Below are 18,469 nucleotides of genomic sequence, written 5' to 3' on the forward strand. Positions count from 1 at the left end.
GCCCTCCAGCAGATGGAGAGCTCGGTGAAAACTGTTGCGAAGAAGCCTCAATAGTGAGTTTGGTTCAATTATTTTCTTTTTGGTTCAATTATTCATTGTTCGGTCAATTATCCTCAATTACGCAAAACAACAACGTCAGCTAGATCGACGCTAGCTCCTTCGCTTTATTTTCCGCGAATTCCTTCTTGATGCCGGCGAGCACTTCACCATTTGAGAGAAGCTGAAAACCGGTTAAGGCAAGGGCTTTTGCACCGAGGATAAGCGCCTGATCTCCTTGTTCTGACCTTGCGGCCTCCCTGAACTCTTCAGTATGCCCGACTATATGATCTGGGCCGATTTGAAGGTAAGGATGGATGGTCGGTACCACCTGGCTGATGTTTCCTGCATCAGTCGATCCTAAACCGCTGCGGTGCGAAGTGTCGACTTGTGCACCAAGACTCTCCAGCTGTTCTTGAAACACTTTATCGAACGATCGGTTCAATAAAAGGTTATCCACCTGGTTTTGAAACGCAATAACATTAAGCTTTGCTCCTGTTGCAAGGGCAGTACCTTCCGCTATGGCTTTTACTTTTTTCGTTACTTCATCAAGCCTCGCCCTCGTAGCAGCGCGAATGTAAAAACGGGCTTTTGCATATTCAGGAACGATATTAGGAGCGTCTCCCCCGTGTGTTATGATTCCATGAATTTTGACATCATCCGGTACATGTTGGCGGAGTGCGTTAATTCCTACAAATAATTGAATGACTGCGTCAAGGGCATTGATTCCTTTTTCCGGTGCTGCAGCCGCATGAGCGGGCTTTCCGATGTATTCAAAATCCAGCGGATCAACCGCAAGTGAAGTTCCAGTGATGCGGTTAGCGTTGCCCGGGTGAAACATCAATGCCGCATCAACGCCTTCCAGATAACCGTGTTTAACAAAGCTTCCCTTCGCACTTCCGTTCTCTCCGCCTTCTTCAGCAGGCGTTCCAAACACGGCAACTTCCCCTCCGATCTCATCGATAACGGATCCAAGAGCGATGGCCGCTGCTACACTGGATGTCCCGATAATATTGTGGCCGCATGCATGACCAATTCCGGGAAGAGCATCATATTCTGCTAAAAATGCAACGGATGGCCCATCAAGAACGGAACGCTTGCGTGCTACAAACGCCGTTTCATGGCCTGCCACTCCCCGTTCTACCTGAAACCCCTCTTTTTGCAGCAGCGAAGCCAGCAGGCTTGATGCAAATACTTCTTCATTACCGATTTCAGGATGGTCATGGATCTCGTGAGACGTTTGAATATAAGCCGCTCGGTTGACATCAATGTTCGTACGGATTTGTTCTTTAATTTCTCCAGCAGTTCTGCTGATTACCGTCATGTTCTCAGATCCTTTCTCTATTACTCTCCGATTTCACTTAGCGGCACAAACGTTGGAATGGTTGCACCTTTATAAATTTCATTTATCTTTTTGGCTGTTTCTTTTGATTGGTAGATTTTCGCTATCTTCTTCAGTGACTTTTTATTTTTATCTTCTGTTCTGGTTGCAATGATATTGATATACGGCTTTGCAGTCTTGCTTTCAAGGAAAATGGAGTCTTTCTTCGGATTCATTCCGGCATCAACAGCCACGCCATTGTTTATGATTGAAGCAGCCACATCAGGAAGCACACGCGGTGTCTGGCCGGCAACTACCGGTTTAAGCTTCAATTGTTTTTTGTTCTCCACCACTTTTTTCAGATCACCATTTCCATCAAAATTCTTTTCCAGTTTGATGAGTCCTGCACTCTGCAGCAGAAGCAGGGCACGCCCCATGTTCGTCGCTTCATTAGGTAGTGCGATCGTTGATCCAGCCGGGATATCCTTAACATCTTTGTATTTTTGGGAATAAACGCCCATCGGTGCAATGACCGTAGTTGCTATCGGTGCTAAATCCAGTTTATGTTCTTTTTTAAATGCGTTAAAATAAGAGATCGTCTGAAACGCATTGGCGTCAATATCTCCATCAGCCAATGCTTGATTCGGTCGGACATAATCGGAAAACTCTACGATTTCCAAATCGATGCCTTCTTTTTCAGCTTTTTGAGCAATATACTTCCACACGTCGCTGTCAGAGCCGCTGATGCCTATCTTTACTTTTTCAAGCCCTTTTTCATCTCCGCCGCTGCACCCGCTCAAGAATGCCGACATTAAAACCCCGATGACTAAAATGATCAGTGAATATTTTTTCATAAGATTTCCCTACTCCCTTTTTCTCTTTTTATCTTCTTCTAATTTTTCTGGACAATATGTTTCCTGCGCTCTGCAGCCCTTGCACAAGGATGACGAGCAGAACGACAGTGACGATCATGACATCTGTATCAAATCGCTGATAGCCATAGGCAATGGCCAGATCACCAAGGCCTCCGCCCCCGACAGCCCCTGCCATCGCTGAAGCACCCACCAAACCAATCGTAGCAATCGTAAACGACAGGATTAGTGAGCTGAATGCTTCCGGCAGTAGGATGCGGAAAATGGTCTGCCAAGGTGTAGCCCCCATCGCTTCTGCGGCTTCGACAATACCCGGATCGATCTCAAGCAGGCTGTTTTCCACGAGTCTTGCGATATAGGGGCCGGCATATACAATCAATGGTACAATCGCGGCGGATGTCCCGATGGAAGTACCGACGATAAATCTTGTAAACGGGATAATCGCGACCATTAAGATGATGAACGGTATCGAACGCAATACGTTTACAATCGCATTTAAAATATTAAAGACAGCCAGGTTCTCAAGAATGTGACCTTTCCTCGTAACTACGAGCACAACGCCAAGCGGAATCCCGATGACAGCCGAGAACAAAAGGGAAAAACCGACCATTGTTAATGTGTCACCGGCTGCATTTAAAATGTCGACCCAAAATGTACTCCAATCAACTTGCATGAGATGCAACCTCCCTAACTTCTACTTCACTTTGGTTCACGAAAAAGATCGCTCTTCTGATTTCCTGTTCGTCACCAATCAATTGGACAACAAGATTTCCGAAAGGCACGTCTTGAAGTTCTGTGACATGGCCGTACAGTACACTGACATCCACGTTGAATTTTTTAGCGATCTGCGAGAGCAGCGGCTGGCCGGTGGAAGCTCCCGTAAAGACGATCCTGAAAATTTTATGATTGCGGTCCTGCTTCTTAAGCAGGACTTTCAGGGATTCAGGAAGTTCATCCTGAAGAACCGAACTGACGAAGCGCGTTGCCGTCTCCGTTTGAGGTTTCGCAAACACATCAAAAACGCTCCCCTTCTCGACCACCTCTCCCCCTTCCATCACAGCGACGGAATCGCAAATTTCGCGAATGACATTCATCTCATGCGTAATGATGAGAATGGTAATGTTATATTCTTTATTGATTTTTTTTAAGAGCTTTAAAATACTGGACGTCGTCTGCGGATCCAAGGCCGAAGTGGCCTCGTCACACAATAACAAATCCGGATCCGTGGATAGCGCCCGGGCGATACCTACCCGCTGTTTTTGTCCGCCGGAGAGCTGGTCGGGATATTTATGACCGTGCTCTGTCAAACCTACAAATTCCAGCAGATCATTCACCTTCTCCTTAATGGCGGATTTCTTCACCCCGAGCAGGTAAAGCGGTGTCGCAATATTATCAAATACCGTCTTTGCATTGAGCAGATTAAAATGCTGAAAGATCATGCCGATATTTTTCCGTTTTCTTCTCAAGTCTTTTGGAGACAATCCAGCCATGTCGTCTTCCCCGACAAAAACGTGTCCTGATGTCGGCTTCTCCAGAAGATTTACACAGCGGAGCAAAGAGCTCTTTCCTGCTCCGCTATAACCTACAACTCCGTAGATTTCTCCTTTTTTCACCTCAAAGCTCACATTGTTCAGCGCTCTGACCTCATTTTTGCCACTCTCATAAATTTTGGTTACCTCTTCAAATCGAATCAATGGCTCCGTTCTCCTTCCTTCACTATCGCTTCCCTAAACAGCAAAAAGGCCTCTTCTTGAAAACAAGAAGAGGCCTAAGCATCAAAGAATGGCTGATCTCTTCTTATCTTCCAAGCGTCATCGCTTGCCGGACTTGGCACAGTATTCCGAGTAAAACAGGAACCCGCTGCCGAGGCTTCAAAGGGCCAATCCCTCCACCTCTCTGGATAAGAAAAATATATATTTAATTACAACTAAAAAATCTCTTCCTAAAGTAAGAAGAGATGAAGTATCCATAAGGAAACGAGCTGCTCTTCTTATCTTCCAAGCCCATAAGGAACTTGCTGGAATTGGCACAGTCTTTTTCTAAATGAAAAACCCGCTGCCGAGGTATCACAGGGCCATATCCCTCCACCTCTCTGGATAAGAAACACGTTCATATTTTGTTGATGTTACTTATCTTAAACCAAACTTTACTCGCATGTCAAATCTTTTTTCAGGGTTCTCTGATCAGAATAAAACACGGCTTTCATCAGAGCTAGCCAGACAGCTCCCCAAGCCACTCCCGCAAGGACATCCGTAAAATAGTGGATGCCTAAATAAACTCTGCTGAGCGAGACAAATCCGATATGAAGTGATAATAACATCATCTTTGTTTTTCTTGACAGCCTTTTCGTTAACATGACCAATACACCATACATTGCCGTAGCATTCATCGCATGTGCACTTGGAAATCCATATCTAATAAAAAACGGCTTTGTCGAGGGAGCGCGATAGTCCCATTTCTTTCTTAAAATCGAATTAACCCAGCGGCAGCCTGCCAAGTTAACAACCAAAAATAATGCTTTCCTTCGCTGTCCCTTCCGGCTGTATCGGCACGCTGACAGGAGTGTCGCTGGAATCAGCAAAAATCCCGAACCAATAAAGGAGTACAGCCTCAGAAAAATATCGATAACCTGTATGCCCCGCAACGAAAAAAAAGCGGAGCTGGTTTTTCGGTCCATTTTCATCCAATAAGCATTTTTACGAAGTTTAACCATTACATTCAACAGCAAGATCCCGAAAAATATAATGCTGAATACAGCTCTCTCATCGTTTTTCATTTCTGCCCTCACTTCTAAATACATCTATGTACCTATCGTTTCATGAGGCACACTAATTTATTCACGGTCTTTCTGTTACTGGAACCCTCGCTATAGTTTTACCGCTTCTTTTTCTAAAAACACCATGATACTTCCATGCTCGACTTTTTGCACATAGCGTTCAGCGGTTCGTTCAGAGAGGTCCAATGACATCAAAAGTTCTTTAAGGTCGTCCTCCGAGTCTTCACCGAACATGGACGCAAATGGACCGGCAGCAAGCAGCGGGCCTATACCTGGAACACCAAGGCCCGGTACCGCGATGGCACCGCCAATACCGCTCAGAAAACCTGCAATTGTACCGTAAGCAGCTTCATTTACATCTTCATCCAAATGTTCTTCTGTAACATTCGTTTTATCGGAAACCCGATCCATCTTTCCGTCATCTTTAGCAAGGATGGAAATATCCTTTGCGCTGTATCCTTGTTCCACAAGGGATTGTATACTGTTAATGGCTTCTCGTTCTGTTTCATAAACTCCAATCACCATTTTGCTCATATGTATTTGCCTCCTAATAAATGACTCATTTATAATTAGTATTTACCCCGACCCTGTGTCTGTAAACAGGCAGGATAGTTATGAAAAAACTCCCCTCAAAAAACGGAGGGGGAGCTGTAAATGGATTTTACCGTTAGGAAAGGCCTGCCCGCTGAAAAATCGATTCCTTTTGCTCGGCTTCTTCGCGAGAGTCTCCAAGAACAAGCCCTTGTATAAGGGTATCGGCATCTTCATATGGGCTTTCATTTCCATCATAGATGGACAGCGGAATGAAGTAGCCATCTTCTATTCCTCGTTTCACACAATCGTAGAGAGGCTCTATGCCACCGATGGATTTCCAGGATACGTATTTAATGACCTTTTGCCCCAGATGCTCTTCTATGCTGTCTCTAAGAAGCAGGGCCGAAGTGGAACCGTTCACTCTGAAATTCAGATCAAAAGCAATCTTTCTTCCATCAGGCGTAACGGCAATATCAAACCCAGCAATTCCTTTATAACCCCGTTTACAGCCTTCTTCCATAATTCTTCTGCCGATCTTAACTACCTCATCACCGGGCTCTGACTCTTTATCGACCCAGTTTCCTTCATATTTTCCGTCATTCGTTATATTTTGTACCGCACTGCCAAGATAAAGAAGACGTTCATCCGCCGTACATGCGAATTGAACGCAATAATTTTGTTCAATTTCCAAGTATTCTTCAATGACAATCCCTTCACAGGAAGCAAAGAAATCAGCTGCCTTCTTTATGTCCTCCTTGTTTCTGCAAATGAATACATCGAACCCTGCAGCATTTGCCTCATTGGTTGCGGCTTTCACAACACAAGGAAAAGGAAAGTCTGCTAATTGATCATCCAGCTCCGCAGACGTTGTTGATTTTCTTTTCGGAGCGTGCCCGGGAGGAACCAGCTCTTCTAAATTCGCTTTGTTGTTTAAGTACTGAACGAGCCCCGGATCAATCCAATAATTCTCTGATGACATTTCTTCCTCTGGGTGAATATGCTGAACTACCATCTTCTTCCGCTCGTTTTCTAAACGGCCGAAAATCCTGCGGTAATCCTCTTTCGTCGAATATTCATGAACCGGAAAACGCAGCTGGAGGCCTGCTCGTTCATAAAGCTCTGTCGCCTTTTGCGTGGTTACTGCCCTGCTGCAGATCACGGGCATGCTTCCCAATACTGCAAACTGGCTTCCCGTCAGAAGATCAAGCTTTACTGGACAATCAGGGATCCACTTATTGTGTGCGAACGATGGCCTTGGATTAAAAATGAGACCAGGACCGTAAATTTCAGAAAATGTAAAACGCGGAACAATTGCTGGTTTGCTTATCTGCATGGATTGTACCTCCTGAACATGCCTGGATTACAGGATAAATACCTTTTTTAGCTTTCCCTTAAACCAGCAGCCTTATCATTTAGCCAACGAATTTCGCCATTTACACTTTTCTGTTTCATCTGATGTATACTAGGGAAATGGCAAAAGAAGTTAGCTGCCATGGAGGAAATTATGAAAAAAACGCTGCAAAATCTTTACCCGCTGCTTTCTTTAGGATTATTGCCGATCTGCTCCTTGATGTATGATTGGGTCAACCACCCGGGAAGCGAAGTGCATATCCTATCAACAGCTGTTGACAGGCATGTACCATTCTCAGCTGTTTTTATTATCCCTTACCTATTGTGGACTTTATATATTTACGGAACCTTGATTTATTTTTATTTCAAAGATAAGAAAACGTACTTCAAGACACTCTTTGTATACATTGCAGGCCTGCTGATCTGCTATACCGTTTACAACGTATTTCAGACTACCGTTCCTCGCCCTTTCGTTTCTGGTTCTTCATTTTTGGGATCTCTTGTAAACTGGGTCTACGCGATGGATGCCCCTTATAATTGTTTTCCAAGCATCCACTGCTTTTCCAGCTACCTGCTGATTCGTTTGATTCGAAGGGCGCCGTTCTCGACAATCTGGAACAGGAGCGTGATTACTTGCTTATCCGTGATCATTATCGTTTCCACTCTTATGGTTAAACAGCATGTTGTCCTCGACGTGCTGGCTGCCATCCTATTGGCAGAAATACTGTGTTTTGTCGCCGAGAGAAATTGGTCACCTTTCATAAAATCAAAGCCAATTCCCTCAACAACGAAAGAAATCAGCCATTAAAAAAACCCCAGCTGAGATGGTGCCTGGCACCTTTTCAATGGGGTTTAATTTATACTTTAGCAATCAGCTGAAAATTGGAGCAAACATCATGGTTACAAACATGAGCGTTAGATACATAATGGAGAATTTAAACATTCGGGCAGACCACGCAATTTCCGTTTCTTTTTCTTTGTATTTAAAGGACTGCATCGCACGGTAAAGGAAAACCGCTCCTAAAATACCCGCTACGATTAAATACCAGACTCCCAGTACATTAAAGAAGTACAAGAGAAGGGAAGCTGCTACCGCGAATACAGTATAGATTAAAATATGAACCTTCGTTTGCTTAAAGCCCACTTTGTTCGGCAGCATCGGAACATTTACGCTCTGGTACTCTTCCGCCCGTTTCATTGCAAGAGCGAAGAAGTGCGGCGGCTGCCATGCGAACATGAACACAAATAAAAGCAGCGCAATCAGATCAAAGTTACCAGTTACGGCTGTATAACCGATAATCGGCGGTGTAGCACCTGAAATACATCCGATTTCTGTATTAACCACTGTTACCCTTTTGGACATCGTATAAACAAAACCATAGAAAATGAAGCCGATGAACCCAATAAGTGCAGCAAGGGGGTTCACCATGAAACCTAAAATAGCCTCACCGATTACGATAAGAATAATCGACATTAAGATCGCGTTCCGTTTTGGTATTCTTCCATTGGTAATCGGCCGGTTCTTTGTCCGTTCCATGTATTTATCGATATCCGCATCGTAAACATTATTCACGATGGCCGACGAACCGATGACAAAAACCGTTCCGAAAACGGTCCAGAAGAAAAGCTCCCATAAGCTGAGGCTTGAAGAGAGGTTCCTCGCACCGATGCAAAAGCCAGCAATTGTACCTAGGAGGTTAGAAAAGATAATACCCGGCTTTGTTATTTGTATATAGTCTTTTAAAATGCTTGGAGCAGCATTTTCACCCATAAAATCACCATCTTTTCATATCTATCATATATTATGTCTCTATTTTAACAGACCTAACACTAGTTTGTGATAAATGTCACATTATGTTCTTATACTGTTCAATAATCGTTCAAATCTCGTCAGACATAAAAAAAGACAGCTGCGTGCAGCCATCCCTTGGGACATCAAATTGCAATTGTCCCCGACTCGTCCCCACTTTGTCCCCGATTGATTTTTAACTTTTTTCCTTATTCAAGATGGAGTATCTCTTAACTCACACATTATATTAAATTACCATGTGGAGGTAAGTCCTGTAAATATTTTTGCATCAAGTAATAAAAATATTTTTGTTTAACATTCGCTTTGATCGAGCCTTCTATGCTCCCTTGTTTATTTCAAGTGCAGAAATAATCCATAGGCGCCTTCTGCGATCATTTGGATCGCCATGACTGCAAGTATAAGCCCCATTAGGCGGGAAATGACATTCAAACCATTCTCTCCAAGCTTTGCAATAATAGAGGCAGAGTAATAAAAGAAGATAAAGGTGGCTGCCAGTACAAGGGTATAGCTTATAAAGACACTCCCTAGATTTTTAAGAGAATGGGAAGAAGTATGCGCCATCACACTTGCTATGGTGCCAGGGCCTGCAATGATCGGCAGCGCAAGAGGTGTTATGGATATATCGTCCTTTAATTCAGCCTCCTTTTGTTCCTGGTGATGAAGGCTTTGCGCTTTTGATGTTTTTGCATGGAGCAGGTTATAAGCGATTCCAAAGATTAATATCCCTCCCGCCACTCGAAAGGCATGGATCGTGATCCCGAAGAACGAAAAAATCAGATTCCCTAAAAGAAGAAAGACCGTAAGAATGATAAATGAAATAATAGCTGCTTTTCTTGCGGTGCGGTGTTTTTCTTTACGAGAATATCCGCTGGTAAGAGATATGAATATTGGAATATTACCGATGGGATTCATGACGGCAAAAAATGAAACCGTAAGCTTGAGGATTAAAGTCAGCAAATCATGTACTCCTTTCTTTATCAGTCTGTCTATTTATTTCCCAATAAGCAGTAGTTCATAAGCGGAAAAATGACTGAAATCAGGGGTAAGGTCTAACCTTTCACACTTCATTAGTACCACAAAGTAAATCTCCATTAAGATAAAAGTCGTATTAAGACGTATAGTGTCAAATCGTCCTTTTGGTTCATAGGCACGGCCACTCTTGTCCTTTATACTTTTATTTGAATAGTCAGAAAATTCGAAGGGGGATTAAAATGAAGCGGATTTTGTCCATTTTTGCGGTGTTGATGTTGATCAGTACAATAACAGCGAACTTTAAAACTCCAGAGAAAGCCAGCGCCTCCACTTTAGACGTGGATCCAGCATTAAAACAGGTGCTAAATAAGGTTTCAGACTCAGCTCAAGTAGAAGGTGTGATCACTTACAGTGAAATGCCTGAAATGTCTCAATTGACCCAATTGAAGGATTTAGGGTTGCAGACGAAAACGTTCAATAAGCTTCCTATGGTAGCAGTGAAAGGAACGAAAGCTGTCATAAACTCGTTATTGAATGCAAACCTGGGGGCAGAATCCATTTACTATAACAAAAAATTGGAATACAAATTAAAAGACAGCCGAGGTTTAATCGGAGCTGAAAAGGTGTGGAATGAACTAGGATTTACGGGCAAAGATACAACCGTTGCCGTTATTGATTCAGGAATTGATGCAACTCATAAGGATCTCCCGATGGGCGATAAAGTAGTGCAAAATGTGAAGTTTTTAACGGGGAGCAGCCTGTTTGAACCTTTAAAAACGCTATATGCAGAAAATATACCAAATACCGATACAACCTCCGGACACGGTACTCATGTAGCTGGCACAATTGCCGGCAGCGGTACTCAAAGCGATGGTTTGTATAGAGGAATTGCTCCGGATGCCAAGCTTGTAGGTTTAGGTACTGGAGAAGCCATTTCCGTCCTCTGGGCGCTAGAAGCTTTTGATTATGCCCTCCAAAACCAGCAAAAATATGGAATTGATGTAATCAGCAACAGCTGGGGAACCACTGGAACCTATTCTGCAAAAGACCCGATCAACGTTGCTAGCAAAAGAGCACACGATGCTGGAATGGTCATATCTTTTGCTGCAGGAAACGAAGGTCCGGGTGAAAATACTATCAATCCTTATTCTGTTGCCCCTTGGGTTATTTCAGTAGCAGCTGGAACTAAGGACAAACAACTAGCTGACTTTTCCTCAAGAGGCGTCAAAGGAGATTCCTTATTGCATCCTGACATCACTGCTCCCGGTGTAGACATTGTCTCTACAAAATCAAGCACAGGCGCAGTTATGAATTTGCTCGGCATCCAAAAAGACGCAGCCTACATCGCACCTGAACATATACCGTTTTACACAACGGCAAGCGGAACGAGCATGGCAGCACCTCACATTTCAGGAGTAGCCGCACTCATGCTCGAAGCCAATCCCTCACTTCAACCAGACCGTGTTCTGCAGCTGTTGCAGTCTACAGCAGATCCGATGCCAGGGTATGAAGAACATGAGGCAGGTGCGGGGTACGTTAACGCTTATGAAGCAGTGAAGGCAGCCAAACAATAGGTTGGACGTATAGGGACATCGTGAAAATATTATTATTATTGTTTTGAGGTAAACAGCCCTTTTAGGGCTGTTTTTTCATAACACGATTGAATCAGATTGGTCCAGCATTTATATAAATCATTGATTTCGCTTAACGGCTGTCACTGACAAAATAAAACGCCTCCTTTCATATGCTTGCCGATAGACAAGAAAACGGAAGGAGACGTGTTCTTAGGTTAATGTAATTAATCGGGATGAGCCCAAGTCATTTTAGTAAGTGGCGGCCCCGGCAGGAATCGAACCTGCGACGCACGGTTTAGGAAACCGACGCTCTATCCACTGAGCTACGGAGCCAGTATTTATCGTGCAACAAATTGTATTATACAAAATTCCCCGCCTTTTGAAAAGCCTTTTGTTTACGGCAGGTTGATAATTTCATCCTCTTTCTCTACTCTTGAATTATACTTACGTTCATGTACAAAATTTCATGAAAAGGATGAAAAGAGTATGCCTACTACACTCGAAGATGTAAAAAAGCACCCGGTGTTCCATTATTTTGCCGAAATTTCCGCCATTCCCCGCGGATCTGGCAACGAAAGAGAAATCAGTGATTACCTCCTGCGTTTTGCACAAGAAAAAGGACTTGAAGGGGTTCAGGATGATGCCCTTAACATTTTTATTAAAAAACCTGCCTCAAAAGGCTATGAGCATGTCCCTGCCGTCATTCTGCAAGGGCATATGGATATGGTATGTGAAAAGAACAAAGGAACGGCCCATGATTTTGAACACGATCCCATCTCCTTGCAGTTAAAGGAAGACATGCTCTATGCGTGCAATACGACACTCGGAGCAGATAACGGGATTGCTGTTGCTTATGCCCTTGCCATTCTTGATTCAAACGATGTTCCTCATCCTGCACTTGAAATCATTATCACTACGGAAGAGGAAACCACTATGAAAGGGGCGCTGGAGGCCAATCCTGAACTTTTTTCCGGTGAGGTCTTTATCAATCTTGATTCTGAGGAAGAAGGTAAATTATTGGTCAGCAGTGCAGGCGGCATCACTGCCACTCAAGCACTTCCCATTCAGTGGGAAACGGCTCAAAAAGACCTTAAAGGCTACAGCATCCAGTTGAACGGGCTTTTCGGGGGGCATTCTGGAATGTCCATTCAAAAAGGAAGAGGCAACGCGATTAAGCTGCTAGGCAGAATTCTTCATGATCTATCTGTGCAGTACCCTCTCCACCTATACGCCATTAATGGAGGGTTGAAATCCAATGCAATTCCACGGGAAGCTGAGGCTGTAATCTATGTCCATGAAAAATCATCAATGGATCTGCCAAAACTGGTGTCCGACTGGGCACAAATCCTTAAAAGCGAACTTCGCACCGCTGATCCTGGGATATCAGTTACTGTAGAAGAAACCGATCATGTTCCGGATAAGGTTTATTCTGCCAGAACCACTCAAAACGTAATCACATCTCTTTTGCTGATTCCAAATGGTGTTCAGTCCATGAGCCAGGAGATTCAAGGTCTGACGGAGAGTTCTACTAATCTTGGTGTTGTCACAAGTGACAGCAAAGAAATACGTTTTGTCAGCGAAATTAGAAGCTCGGTGAAAAGCCTGAAGCAGCACACGGTCAGACAGGTCGAACTGATTGCGCAGCTTACGGAGTCCCGCTTCTCTACGGAGGCTGATTATCCGGAATGGCCGTATCTGCCAGATTCCAAAGTCCGCCGGCTGTTTGAAAAAGTATACCAAAAACTTTACGGGACTTCTCCTGAGATCGCAGCCATTCATGCAGGTCTGGAATGTGGGATTTTCATTGAAAAACTTCCGCACATTGATGCTATTTCTCTCGGACCTGACATGTTTGATGTGCATACGCCTGAAGAGCATGTCAGTGTTTCTTCCACCATTCGGACGTGGGATTACCTGGTTGCTGCATTAAAAGAAATGAATGATTTCTACAGATAGTCTGCACCTTTAACTACCGCACTGTTCCAAGCTCATACCAACACGTCCGGTCGCTTGGAATAATGGAGAGTTGGCGCTGTGTCAGGCAAGATAATTCCATTAGAACGGGCAGAATTCTCTTCAAAGAATTCCGCCTCTGCTTTTTGCAGAAGCCATTTTAAATGATGGTTGTTGTCCCTAAACCATCTGCAAACAGCAGGTTTTTCCGCGTCTGAGACATGATCCATGGTCTTTTCGGCAATGCCCAAGGGCGATGGCTTGCATGATGGAGTAAGTCCATCATTCCCCTTCCCTTTTGGTATTCATTTCCCATTTAACGCCATTATGTAACGTTGTTGTGTCTTGCAGATGTTCAGCCATCTTTAGTCCCTTCTTAGATTATGAACATACCGGTATTTTCCCATAAATGATGAAAAACAAAAAAAGTTTTGCTTATCTAAATCACAGCGATCAAAAAGCCTCTCTGTCTTTATAAAAGAAGGATCTCCGGCTTTTTTATAAAGTACGACCGGCTGTATTTCAAATCATTTACAATTTTGTGCAGGAGTGTTTCATTTTTTATGGAATATTACATTCATGAAGAAGTAAGTTACGCGGAGGTGTTATGATGATAAAAAATAATGTCATTGACTTCCCTGAGCAAGTGAGCAAAGATGTCATTCGTGAAAACGAACTGGACTTGATCACCGAGATTCGCGGTCTTCTCAGTGAGTTTCAAAATGATTACCCTCTGTTGATCAAACGCGCCATTCTGACACGGGTCGATCTTCTGACAAAGCAGTTAGTTTCCTTGAACTAGCAAGCATTTCGTTGGTACTCATTCAGCAAGCCATCAAGCTCCTGGCTGCACTGCACTGTCTCATGACTTGTAAATCCTCTTAGAAATGCCAGTCTGATCAACTCTTCTTTTTTTGCTCCAATCGATTCTAATAACCACTTTTGGCGATACTCTACATTACTCACGCACAATGCTCTCCTTTTCTATCATTTCCAACATTATCAGATACACAAGTGATATTATCTATAAAAATTTGAAGTTTGAGAAGGGATTCAACAAAAGAAGTGATAATGTTACAAAACAATACAAACTTCCCCTTGAACAGCTGAGTGATCACTTGTCTTTTGGTCATACTATTGAAAAAAAGACAGGAGAATCCCTTTGAAATACATCAAAATTATCGTCTTGTCCCTCGGGTTTATTTTCCTTGCCGGCATGTGGTATTTCGAGATTATAAACTGGTTTAAATGAAAAGCTGAAGCTAGACATCACTTCATGAGATTCAAGAAAAAAAACATTCTGCCGTGGGCAGAATGTTTTCTTTTTTATTCTTCCGTTAAATTTTGTTTATTGGCGGCCACGGTCTTTGTTAATTCAATAAGCTGATCGGCCAGTGCAGATACTCGTAAAGCAGCAAGCTCTTCTGAAAGTTCGCGTTCTTCATTGAAATGAAGGGGATCAGCGACAAATTGGTCCGGCAGTACAAGGCTATACAAACCTCGCATTACTGTTCGCAAGTTGTTCAATGCGTTGATTCCGCCTTTGCCTCCTCCGGCTGCGGCGGAGATGGCAACGGGCTTGTTCTTAAAATGGCTGCCGCTTAAAAAATCGAGCGCATTTTTTAATGCTCCGCTCATTCCATTATGGTATTCCGGTGTACAAATAAAAAAACCTTCCGCTTCATCGGCTGCTTTACTCAAACTGCGAACGGCTTCGTCTTCCCGCTCTGCCATATCTCCCGTAAATAATGGAAGACGGTCTTTACCGGCGTCGAAAAAGGAAACTTCTATGCCTTTTTCATTCAGGACGTTTGCTGCATACTCGGCAATGCCTCTAGTTCTTGATTCAGCGGTAGGGCTGCCGTTCATCACAAGAATTTTCATGTTTAATACCTTCCTTTATGTTTCCTTATAGTCTTTCCATTTTATATTATACTTAAATTTTACAATAGGTTAAATATTCTGTTCTTAAGGGGGAAACAAAGTTTCTTCTGCACAGGATATTAGGCGTCTGCATACACTAGATTGTCACAAGGCTACTTAAACGCGAGGTGAATCGAACGTGCTACCTTATCCATATCCTCCTTATCCTTATCTGGGACCGGCACCCTTTCCAGGACCTGCCGAGTTTCCTGGGCCTCAAGGATGGGACGGTCCAGGTCCTGGTTATCCAGGTGCAGCTCCAGGTACCAAAGATTACTATACCCCATACAATAATCCCCTGAAATTATCGACTTTGACATCCGTCGAGTGGTTTGTCCAACGGGGATTGGCTGAGGCTCCGAAAACCTCCTATGAGCATGCTTTGCGGGAGGTGGCTGCCATGGCTTATCTTTATGGAAGTGGCTTCCCGCAGCAAGAGGCTTACCAAATGGTAGAATCATGGGAACTGGGTGAAAAGTTTTTCCCGGGCGAGAGAGATCAACAATATTGAAAAACTGGGGGATACAGTGATGTATTCTCTTTTTTGGAAAGAAAAAACGCAAAAAGGCAGGGAGGAGCTCCCTGCCTTTTTAGCAATTATTGCAGAAACGATGTCGCCTTATAGTTCACGCCGATTCCATTTCCTCCAGCATTGCCTGAGTCGACCACTTTAAGGTAATAGTCTCCTGATTCTGCGAGATTGATTACCTTTTGATAGCCTACACCCTTTTCTGTGATCCAAGGTGTCTGGCCGACTCTTTCATCCTTAAAAAATAAATGCTTTTGCCAAAGCTCCAGCTTCAGCTTCCCGCTTCCCGTGGTCTTCTTGATCGAAATGGTCGCGTAGGTGTCGTCAAACGACACAGAGGACGAGGACTTATCTCCACCATTCGACCTGACCTGAAGCGAGCTGGCCGCATAAACAGTGCTGGTCACCATTAAAAGGAATACCGTTAAAAGGATAGTTTTTGCCTTCATAACGAAATCACCTCGCACGTATGTTATTTCAACATAATAACATACGTGCGAGGTAAACTTAATGGAATTACATAAAACAGTAGGTTTGTCCTACTTACTGTTTTTTCTCATTGAAATAATGAACGCCATAAGCTGAACCTTCCGATACCATTTTTGAGTCTTCATAGTCACTCGGATCAGGATGGCCGCCTTTTTCGACAGGGAGCACCTTCGTCCTTTCTGTATAGTCAGGTTTAATTTTTCTTTTGATATTTTTAAATGCTAGTTTGGTGCGTATTCTATTAGGTTTGGAAGATAACCATACAGCCGCCGCCGATGTGCCTAAACCCACTAATATCCAAGGTTTCATACTCATTGTTTGTCTCATTTTCGAACCCTCCTTACGAATTTATACCCTGATTAATGAGAAGATAACCCATTAAATACATTTCATTTAATTTACAAAAAATTAATTCAAAAGTCAGGTGTATGAAGTGAAGGAAATTTCGGCATATTAACCATAATCAGGATATAAGGGAGGCAGAATTCGTGAAATCTATTTTTTTCAACATGCTTCTTTTCCTCATTTTACTCATTACCGCCGGTACGCCGACACTTGCCAACCCGCTCGATCAGGAAAATAATGAAAATAAAAGCGGCTCATCCATCTATGTGCTTTCTCAGCGAAAAATGGATGTAACAGGTGACAGGCGCCCTGATGTTGTAACGTTAATGGGCCAAAAGGAAAAACAGGAGAATATATACTCTGAAAATCTGTTCATGATTCTTCAGGACTCAGCAACTCATCGGTTCACTACACTAAATTTAAATGATGGAGGCTATCATCCGCACATCCAATTCTTTGATTTTAACGGGGACCATATTCCAGAAACGTACATTTCAGCTGAGACAGGCGGTCGAGGCGGAACCTCTGTCTTCCACCTGGTATCTGCCAAGAATAATCATGTGTTTGAAATTCCAGTTCCTTCTTCATTAGGGATCAGCGGAAGATTTACTGACGGCTACCACGCGAAAATCTTAGTCAAGAATACAGGAAAAATTACTTCCATTAATTTAAAAGAACGCAAAGAAAAATATGATACCTCTGAGGTATATAAGAATGGTACCCTTGTTAAACCCATCAAGGTATCGGCTAATAAATTCAGTATGCTCACTCCCGTTGATATTAACGGGGATGGTGTTTTTGAACTGCGGGGGGTCCAAAGGATATCTGGGATTGCCAATGCCGATTCAGTAGCTTTTGCCGATTCCATCTGGAAATTCCGCTATACACGCTGGGAGCTTGTTAGCAGCAGCGTTCATAAAGCCCAATGAAGCCTTAAAAAGACCAGCGAGAAAAGATATATTCAAATATCTTTCTCTTGCTGGTTCTTAGTTTTTTTCATTTTTTGTCAGCTGTCAAAACGAGTTGCATAAGCTGTTCTTTCACGTCACGGGTGGACAAACCATCATGGTAACATATGACTTTATGAATATCATAAGCGCTATATTTTGTTATTGACTGTTCAGCTTCCCTCAAATCCGGCGTCGTTTCTTCATGAGGTCCATGCAAGGTTCCATTGACGCTGAACATCGCGTCTCCAGCAACGAGTACTTTACTCTGCTGCAGATAGAGGCTGATATGTCCCGGTGTATGCCCCGGAGTAAAAATAACCTTCATGCCGCCTGCAAGCGGAATGGTCTGCCCATCTTTCAGAGTATGATGAACCTTTGAAACCGGGGAGGGTATTTCATAGAATGCTTTAGCAAGGGGAGGAAGGGATTCCCACTCTTCATCTGTCAGTTGGCTGCGGTCCGTCTTAATCAGCGGAAGTCTACCTTCTATATATGGCTGATCGTTCTCATGAGCAAAGACTTCCAATGAATGGCCGGCAGCTTCCTGAAGTTCAGGAAGGCTTCCGATATGGTCAATATCCTGATGAGTCAAAATGACTGCTTTCAAATTGCTGAACGGAACACCCGCTTCAGTCATTTCAGATTGAAATGCTTCAAGCTGTCCAGGCACTCCGGCATCAATTAAAATAGCACTCTCATCATCCCATACGAGTGTGGGATGAAAAGCGATTTCATTGACCTTTAACTCCAGCATGGCTACCCCATTAGAGACCTTTATCATCGGTATGATCCTCCCTAAAAAATTTTTTGATTTGTATTATTTGCCATAAATATATCACAGTGTATCCAAATTACGACTAAAAAAGAGGCTGCCTTCAGCGCCTCTTCCGTTAGTCCTTCTCTTCGTTTTGATGTTCATGTTTCAAACTTTTCATATATTGATCTTTCTTCTTCTGGGCTTGCTCCCGCCTGTTTTTCTCGAATTCGTTTATGGTATCCCGTTTCTTATCCAGGGGTTTTCATCTCCTTTCGTTC

21 protein-coding genes, 1 tRNA gene and 2 riboswitches are annotated in these 18,469 nt (G+C 43.3%); of the genes, 6 read left to right on the forward strand and 16 right to left on the reverse strand.

The features are described 5' to 3' along the window. Positions 1 to 139: 139 nt before the first annotated feature. The 7 genes from QYF49_RS21635 to QYF49_RS21665 all read right to left on the reverse strand — a co-directional run bounded on the left by QYF49_RS21635 (position 140) and on the right by QYF49_RS21665 (position 6,872). Entirely contained in the window at positions 140 to 1,360 is a 1,221-nt protein-coding gene (locus tag QYF49_RS21635) for a M20 family metallopeptidase (RefSeq protein ID WP_290401674.1), read from the reverse strand. Positions 1,361 to 1,380: 20 nt separating this feature from the next. Continuing rightward, positions 1,381 to 2,211 carry a MetQ/NlpA family ABC transporter substrate-binding protein gene (locus tag QYF49_RS21640; protein WP_290401675.1) on the reverse strand — a complete coding sequence of 277 codons (831 nt, stop codon included), beginning with the start codon at positions 2,209 to 2,211 and terminating at the stop codon, positions 1,381 to 1,383. Positions 2,212 to 2,239: 28 nt separating this feature from the next. Continuing rightward, positions 2,240 to 2,902: a methionine ABC transporter permease gene (locus tag QYF49_RS21645; RefSeq protein WP_290401676.1), complete on the reverse strand. Its 663-nt coding sequence runs from the start codon at positions 2,900 to 2,902 to the stop codon at positions 2,240 to 2,242. Then, positions 2,892 to 3,923 carry a methionine ABC transporter ATP-binding protein gene (locus QYF49_RS21650; protein ID WP_290401677.1) on the reverse strand — a complete coding sequence of 344 codons (1,032 nt, stop codon included), beginning with the start codon at positions 3,921 to 3,923 and terminating at the stop codon, positions 2,892 to 2,894. Before QYF49_RS21650 ends, QYF49_RS21645 begins: the two co-directional genes overlap by 11 nt. A gap of 100 nt (positions 3,924 to 4,023) precedes the next feature. Beyond that, positions 4,024 to 4,136, reverse strand: a riboswitch (SAM riboswitch). A gap of 80 nt (positions 4,137 to 4,216) precedes the next feature. Next, positions 4,217 to 4,332, reverse strand: a riboswitch (SAM riboswitch). Positions 4,333 to 4,375: 43 nt separating this feature from the next. Continuing rightward, positions 4,376 to 5,005, reverse strand: a complete 630-nt coding sequence (locus QYF49_RS21655) for a phosphatase PAP2 family protein (RefSeq protein ID WP_290401678.1) — start codon at positions 5,003 to 5,005, stop codon at positions 4,376 to 4,378. A 90-nt stretch (positions 5,006 to 5,095) separates the two neighbouring features. Continuing rightward, positions 5,096 to 5,539, reverse strand: coding sequence for a YflT domain-containing protein (locus QYF49_RS21660; RefSeq protein ID WP_290401679.1), 444 nt, complete (start codon positions 5,537 to 5,539; stop codon positions 5,096 to 5,098). Positions 5,540 to 5,672: 133 nt separating this feature from the next. Beyond that, the gene (locus QYF49_RS21665) at positions 5,673 to 6,872 is read right to left on the reverse strand and encodes an ATP-grasp domain-containing protein (RefSeq protein WP_290401680.1); all 1,200 of its coding nucleotides are present in this window, start codon (positions 6,870 to 6,872) and stop codon (positions 5,673 to 5,675) included. A 171-nt stretch (positions 6,873 to 7,043) separates the two neighbouring features. Between QYF49_RS21665 and QYF49_RS21670 the strand changes: the two genes are divergently transcribed. Then, on the forward strand, positions 7,044 to 7,697 hold the full coding sequence (locus tag QYF49_RS21670) for a phosphatase PAP2 family protein (RefSeq protein WP_290401681.1): 654 nt from the start codon (positions 7,044 to 7,046) through the stop codon (positions 7,695 to 7,697). 63 nt (positions 7,698 to 7,760) lie between these two features. On the opposite strand, the gene cyoE is transcribed toward QYF49_RS21670, so the two are convergent. Then, complete coding sequence (gene cyoE / locus QYF49_RS21675; protein ID WP_290401682.1) at positions 7,761 to 8,660, reverse strand: heme o synthase; 900 nt, start codon at positions 8,658 to 8,660, stop codon at positions 7,761 to 7,763. 369 nt (positions 8,661 to 9,029) lie between these two features. After that, positions 9,030 to 9,656: a MarC family protein gene (locus QYF49_RS21680; protein WP_290401683.1), complete on the reverse strand. Its 627-nt coding sequence runs from the start codon at positions 9,654 to 9,656 to the stop codon at positions 9,030 to 9,032. Between the two features lie 254 nt (positions 9,657 to 9,910). On the opposite strand from QYF49_RS21680, the gene QYF49_RS21685 reads away from it, so the two are divergent. Further along, complete coding sequence (locus QYF49_RS21685; RefSeq protein WP_290401684.1) at positions 9,911 to 11,245, forward strand: S8 family serine peptidase; 1,335 nt, start codon at positions 9,911 to 9,913, stop codon at positions 11,243 to 11,245. A gap of 257 nt (positions 11,246 to 11,502) precedes the next feature. Here QYF49_RS21685 and QYF49_RS21690 read toward each other — a convergent pair. Then, a tRNA-Arg gene (locus QYF49_RS21690) sits at positions 11,503 to 11,578 on the reverse strand. A 153-nt stretch (positions 11,579 to 11,731) separates the two neighbouring features. Between QYF49_RS21690 and QYF49_RS21695 the strand changes: the two genes are divergently transcribed. Further along, positions 11,732 to 13,201: an aminoacyl-histidine dipeptidase gene (locus QYF49_RS21695; RefSeq protein WP_290401685.1), complete on the forward strand. Its 1,470-nt coding sequence runs from the start codon at positions 11,732 to 11,734 to the stop codon at positions 13,199 to 13,201. Between the two features lie 157 nt (positions 13,202 to 13,358). On the opposite strand, the gene QYF49_RS21700 is transcribed toward QYF49_RS21695, so the two are convergent. After that, on the reverse strand, positions 13,359 to 13,484 hold the full coding sequence (locus tag QYF49_RS21700; RefSeq protein ID WP_290401686.1) for a hypothetical protein: 126 nt from the start codon (positions 13,482 to 13,484) through the stop codon (positions 13,359 to 13,361). A gap of 321 nt (positions 13,485 to 13,805) precedes the next feature. On the opposite strand from QYF49_RS21700, the gene QYF49_RS21705 reads away from it, so the two are divergent. Next, entirely contained in the window at positions 13,806 to 14,000 is a 195-nt protein-coding gene (locus QYF49_RS21705; protein WP_290401687.1) for a hypothetical protein, read from the forward strand. On the opposite strand, the gene QYF49_RS21710 is transcribed toward QYF49_RS21705, so the two are convergent. Next, entirely contained in the window at positions 13,997 to 14,164 is a 168-nt protein-coding gene (locus tag QYF49_RS21710) for an aspartyl-phosphate phosphatase Spo0E family protein (protein WP_290401688.1), read from the reverse strand. The two genes, QYF49_RS21705 and QYF49_RS21710, sit on opposite strands and share 4 nt — an antisense overlap. A 360-nt stretch (positions 14,165 to 14,524) precedes the next feature. Continuing rightward, a complete protein-coding gene (locus QYF49_RS21715) occupies positions 14,525 to 15,082 on the reverse strand; it encodes an NADPH-dependent FMN reductase (protein ID WP_290401689.1) in 558 nt (185 codons plus the stop codon). A 178-nt stretch (positions 15,083 to 15,260) separates the two neighbouring features. On the opposite strand from QYF49_RS21715, the gene QYF49_RS21720 reads away from it, so the two are divergent. Further along, positions 15,261 to 15,632 (forward strand): hypothetical protein, encoded by a 372-nt coding sequence (locus QYF49_RS21720; RefSeq protein ID WP_290401690.1) that lies wholly within the window; start codon positions 15,261 to 15,263, stop codon positions 15,630 to 15,632. 86 nt (positions 15,633 to 15,718) lie between these two features. Here the strand turns inward: QYF49_RS21720 and QYF49_RS21725 are convergent, their stop codons facing one another. Together QYF49_RS21725 and QYF49_RS21730 are read right to left on the reverse strand one after the other, a co-directional pair. Beyond that, positions 15,719 to 16,099, reverse strand: coding sequence for a hypothetical protein (locus QYF49_RS21725; protein WP_290401691.1), 381 nt, complete (start codon positions 16,097 to 16,099; stop codon positions 15,719 to 15,721). A gap of 94 nt (positions 16,100 to 16,193) precedes the next feature. Then, positions 16,194 to 16,466, reverse strand: a complete 273-nt coding sequence (locus QYF49_RS21730) for a hypothetical protein (RefSeq protein WP_290401692.1) — start codon at positions 16,464 to 16,466, stop codon at positions 16,194 to 16,196. 161 nt (positions 16,467 to 16,627) lie between these two features. Here QYF49_RS21730 and QYF49_RS21735 point away from each other — a divergent pair, with 161 nt between their 5' ends. Continuing rightward, entirely contained in the window at positions 16,628 to 17,413 is a 786-nt protein-coding gene (locus QYF49_RS21735; RefSeq protein ID WP_290401693.1) for a hypothetical protein, read from the forward strand. 67 nt (positions 17,414 to 17,480) lie between these two features. Here QYF49_RS21735 and QYF49_RS21740 read toward each other — a convergent pair whose 3' ends face one another. Continuing rightward, positions 17,481 to 18,212, reverse strand: coding sequence for an MBL fold metallo-hydrolase (locus QYF49_RS21740; RefSeq protein ID WP_290401930.1), 732 nt, complete (start codon positions 18,210 to 18,212; stop codon positions 17,481 to 17,483). Between the last annotated feature and the right edge of the window lie 257 nt (positions 18,213 to 18,469).

This window comes from Fictibacillus terranigra (assembly GCF_030412265.1).
Classification (GTDB): Bacteria; Bacillota; Bacilli; order Bacillales; family Fictibacillaceae; genus Fictibacillus_C; species Fictibacillus_C terrinigri.

Bases quoted from the DNA above. Each gene is read 5' to 3' on its own strand.
- QYF49_RS21645 (WP_290401676.1), bottom strand. From the start codon at position 2,902: ATGCAAGTTGATTGGAGTACATTTTGGGTCGACATTTTAAATGCAGCC.
- QYF49_RS21635 (WP_290401674.1), bottom strand. From the start codon at position 1,360: ATGACGGTAATCAGCAGAACTGCTGGAGAAATTAAAGAACAAATCCGT.
- QYF49_RS21660 (WP_290401679.1), bottom strand. From the start codon at position 5,539: ATGAGCAAAATGGTGATTGGAGTTTATGAAACAGAACGAGAAGCCATT.
- QYF49_RS21665 (WP_290401680.1), bottom strand. From the start codon at position 6,872: ATGCAGATAAGCAAACCAGCAATTGTTCCGCGTTTTACATTTTCTGAA.
- QYF49_RS21670 (WP_290401681.1), top strand. From the start codon at position 7,044: ATGAAAAAAACGCTGCAAAATCTTTACCCGCTGCTTTCTTTAGGATTA.
- QYF49_RS21685 (WP_290401684.1), top strand. From the start codon at position 9,911: ATGAAGCGGATTTTGTCCATTTTTGCGGTGTTGATGTTGATCAGTACA.
- QYF49_RS21655 (WP_290401678.1), bottom strand. From the start codon at position 5,005: ATGAAAAACGATGAGAGAGCTGTATTCAGCATTATATTTTTCGGGATC.
- QYF49_RS21700 (WP_290401686.1), bottom strand. From the start codon at position 13,484: ATGATGGACTTACTCCATCATGCAAGCCATCGCCCTTGGGCATTGCCG.
- cyoE (WP_290401682.1), bottom strand. From the start codon at position 8,660: ATGGGTGAAAATGCTGCTCCAAGCATTTTAAAAGACTATATACAAATA.
- QYF49_RS21715 (WP_290401689.1), bottom strand. From the start codon at position 15,082: ATGAAAATTCTTGTGATGAACGGCAGCCCTACCGCTGAATCAAGAACT.
- QYF49_RS21730 (WP_290401692.1), bottom strand. From the start codon at position 16,466: ATGAGACAAACAATGAGTATGAAACCTTGGATATTAGTGGGTTTAGGC.
- QYF49_RS21705 (WP_290401687.1), top strand. From the start codon at position 13,806: ATGATGATAAAAAATAATGTCATTGACTTCCCTGAGCAAGTGAGCAAA.
- QYF49_RS21640 (WP_290401675.1), bottom strand. From the start codon at position 2,211: ATGAAAAAATATTCACTGATCATTTTAGTCATCGGGGTTTTAATGTCG.
- QYF49_RS21695 (WP_290401685.1), top strand. From the start codon at position 11,732: ATGCCTACTACACTCGAAGATGTAAAAAAGCACCCGGTGTTCCATTAT.
- QYF49_RS21725 (WP_290401691.1), bottom strand. From the start codon at position 16,099: ATGAAGGCAAAAACTATCCTTTTAACGGTATTCCTTTTAATGGTGACC.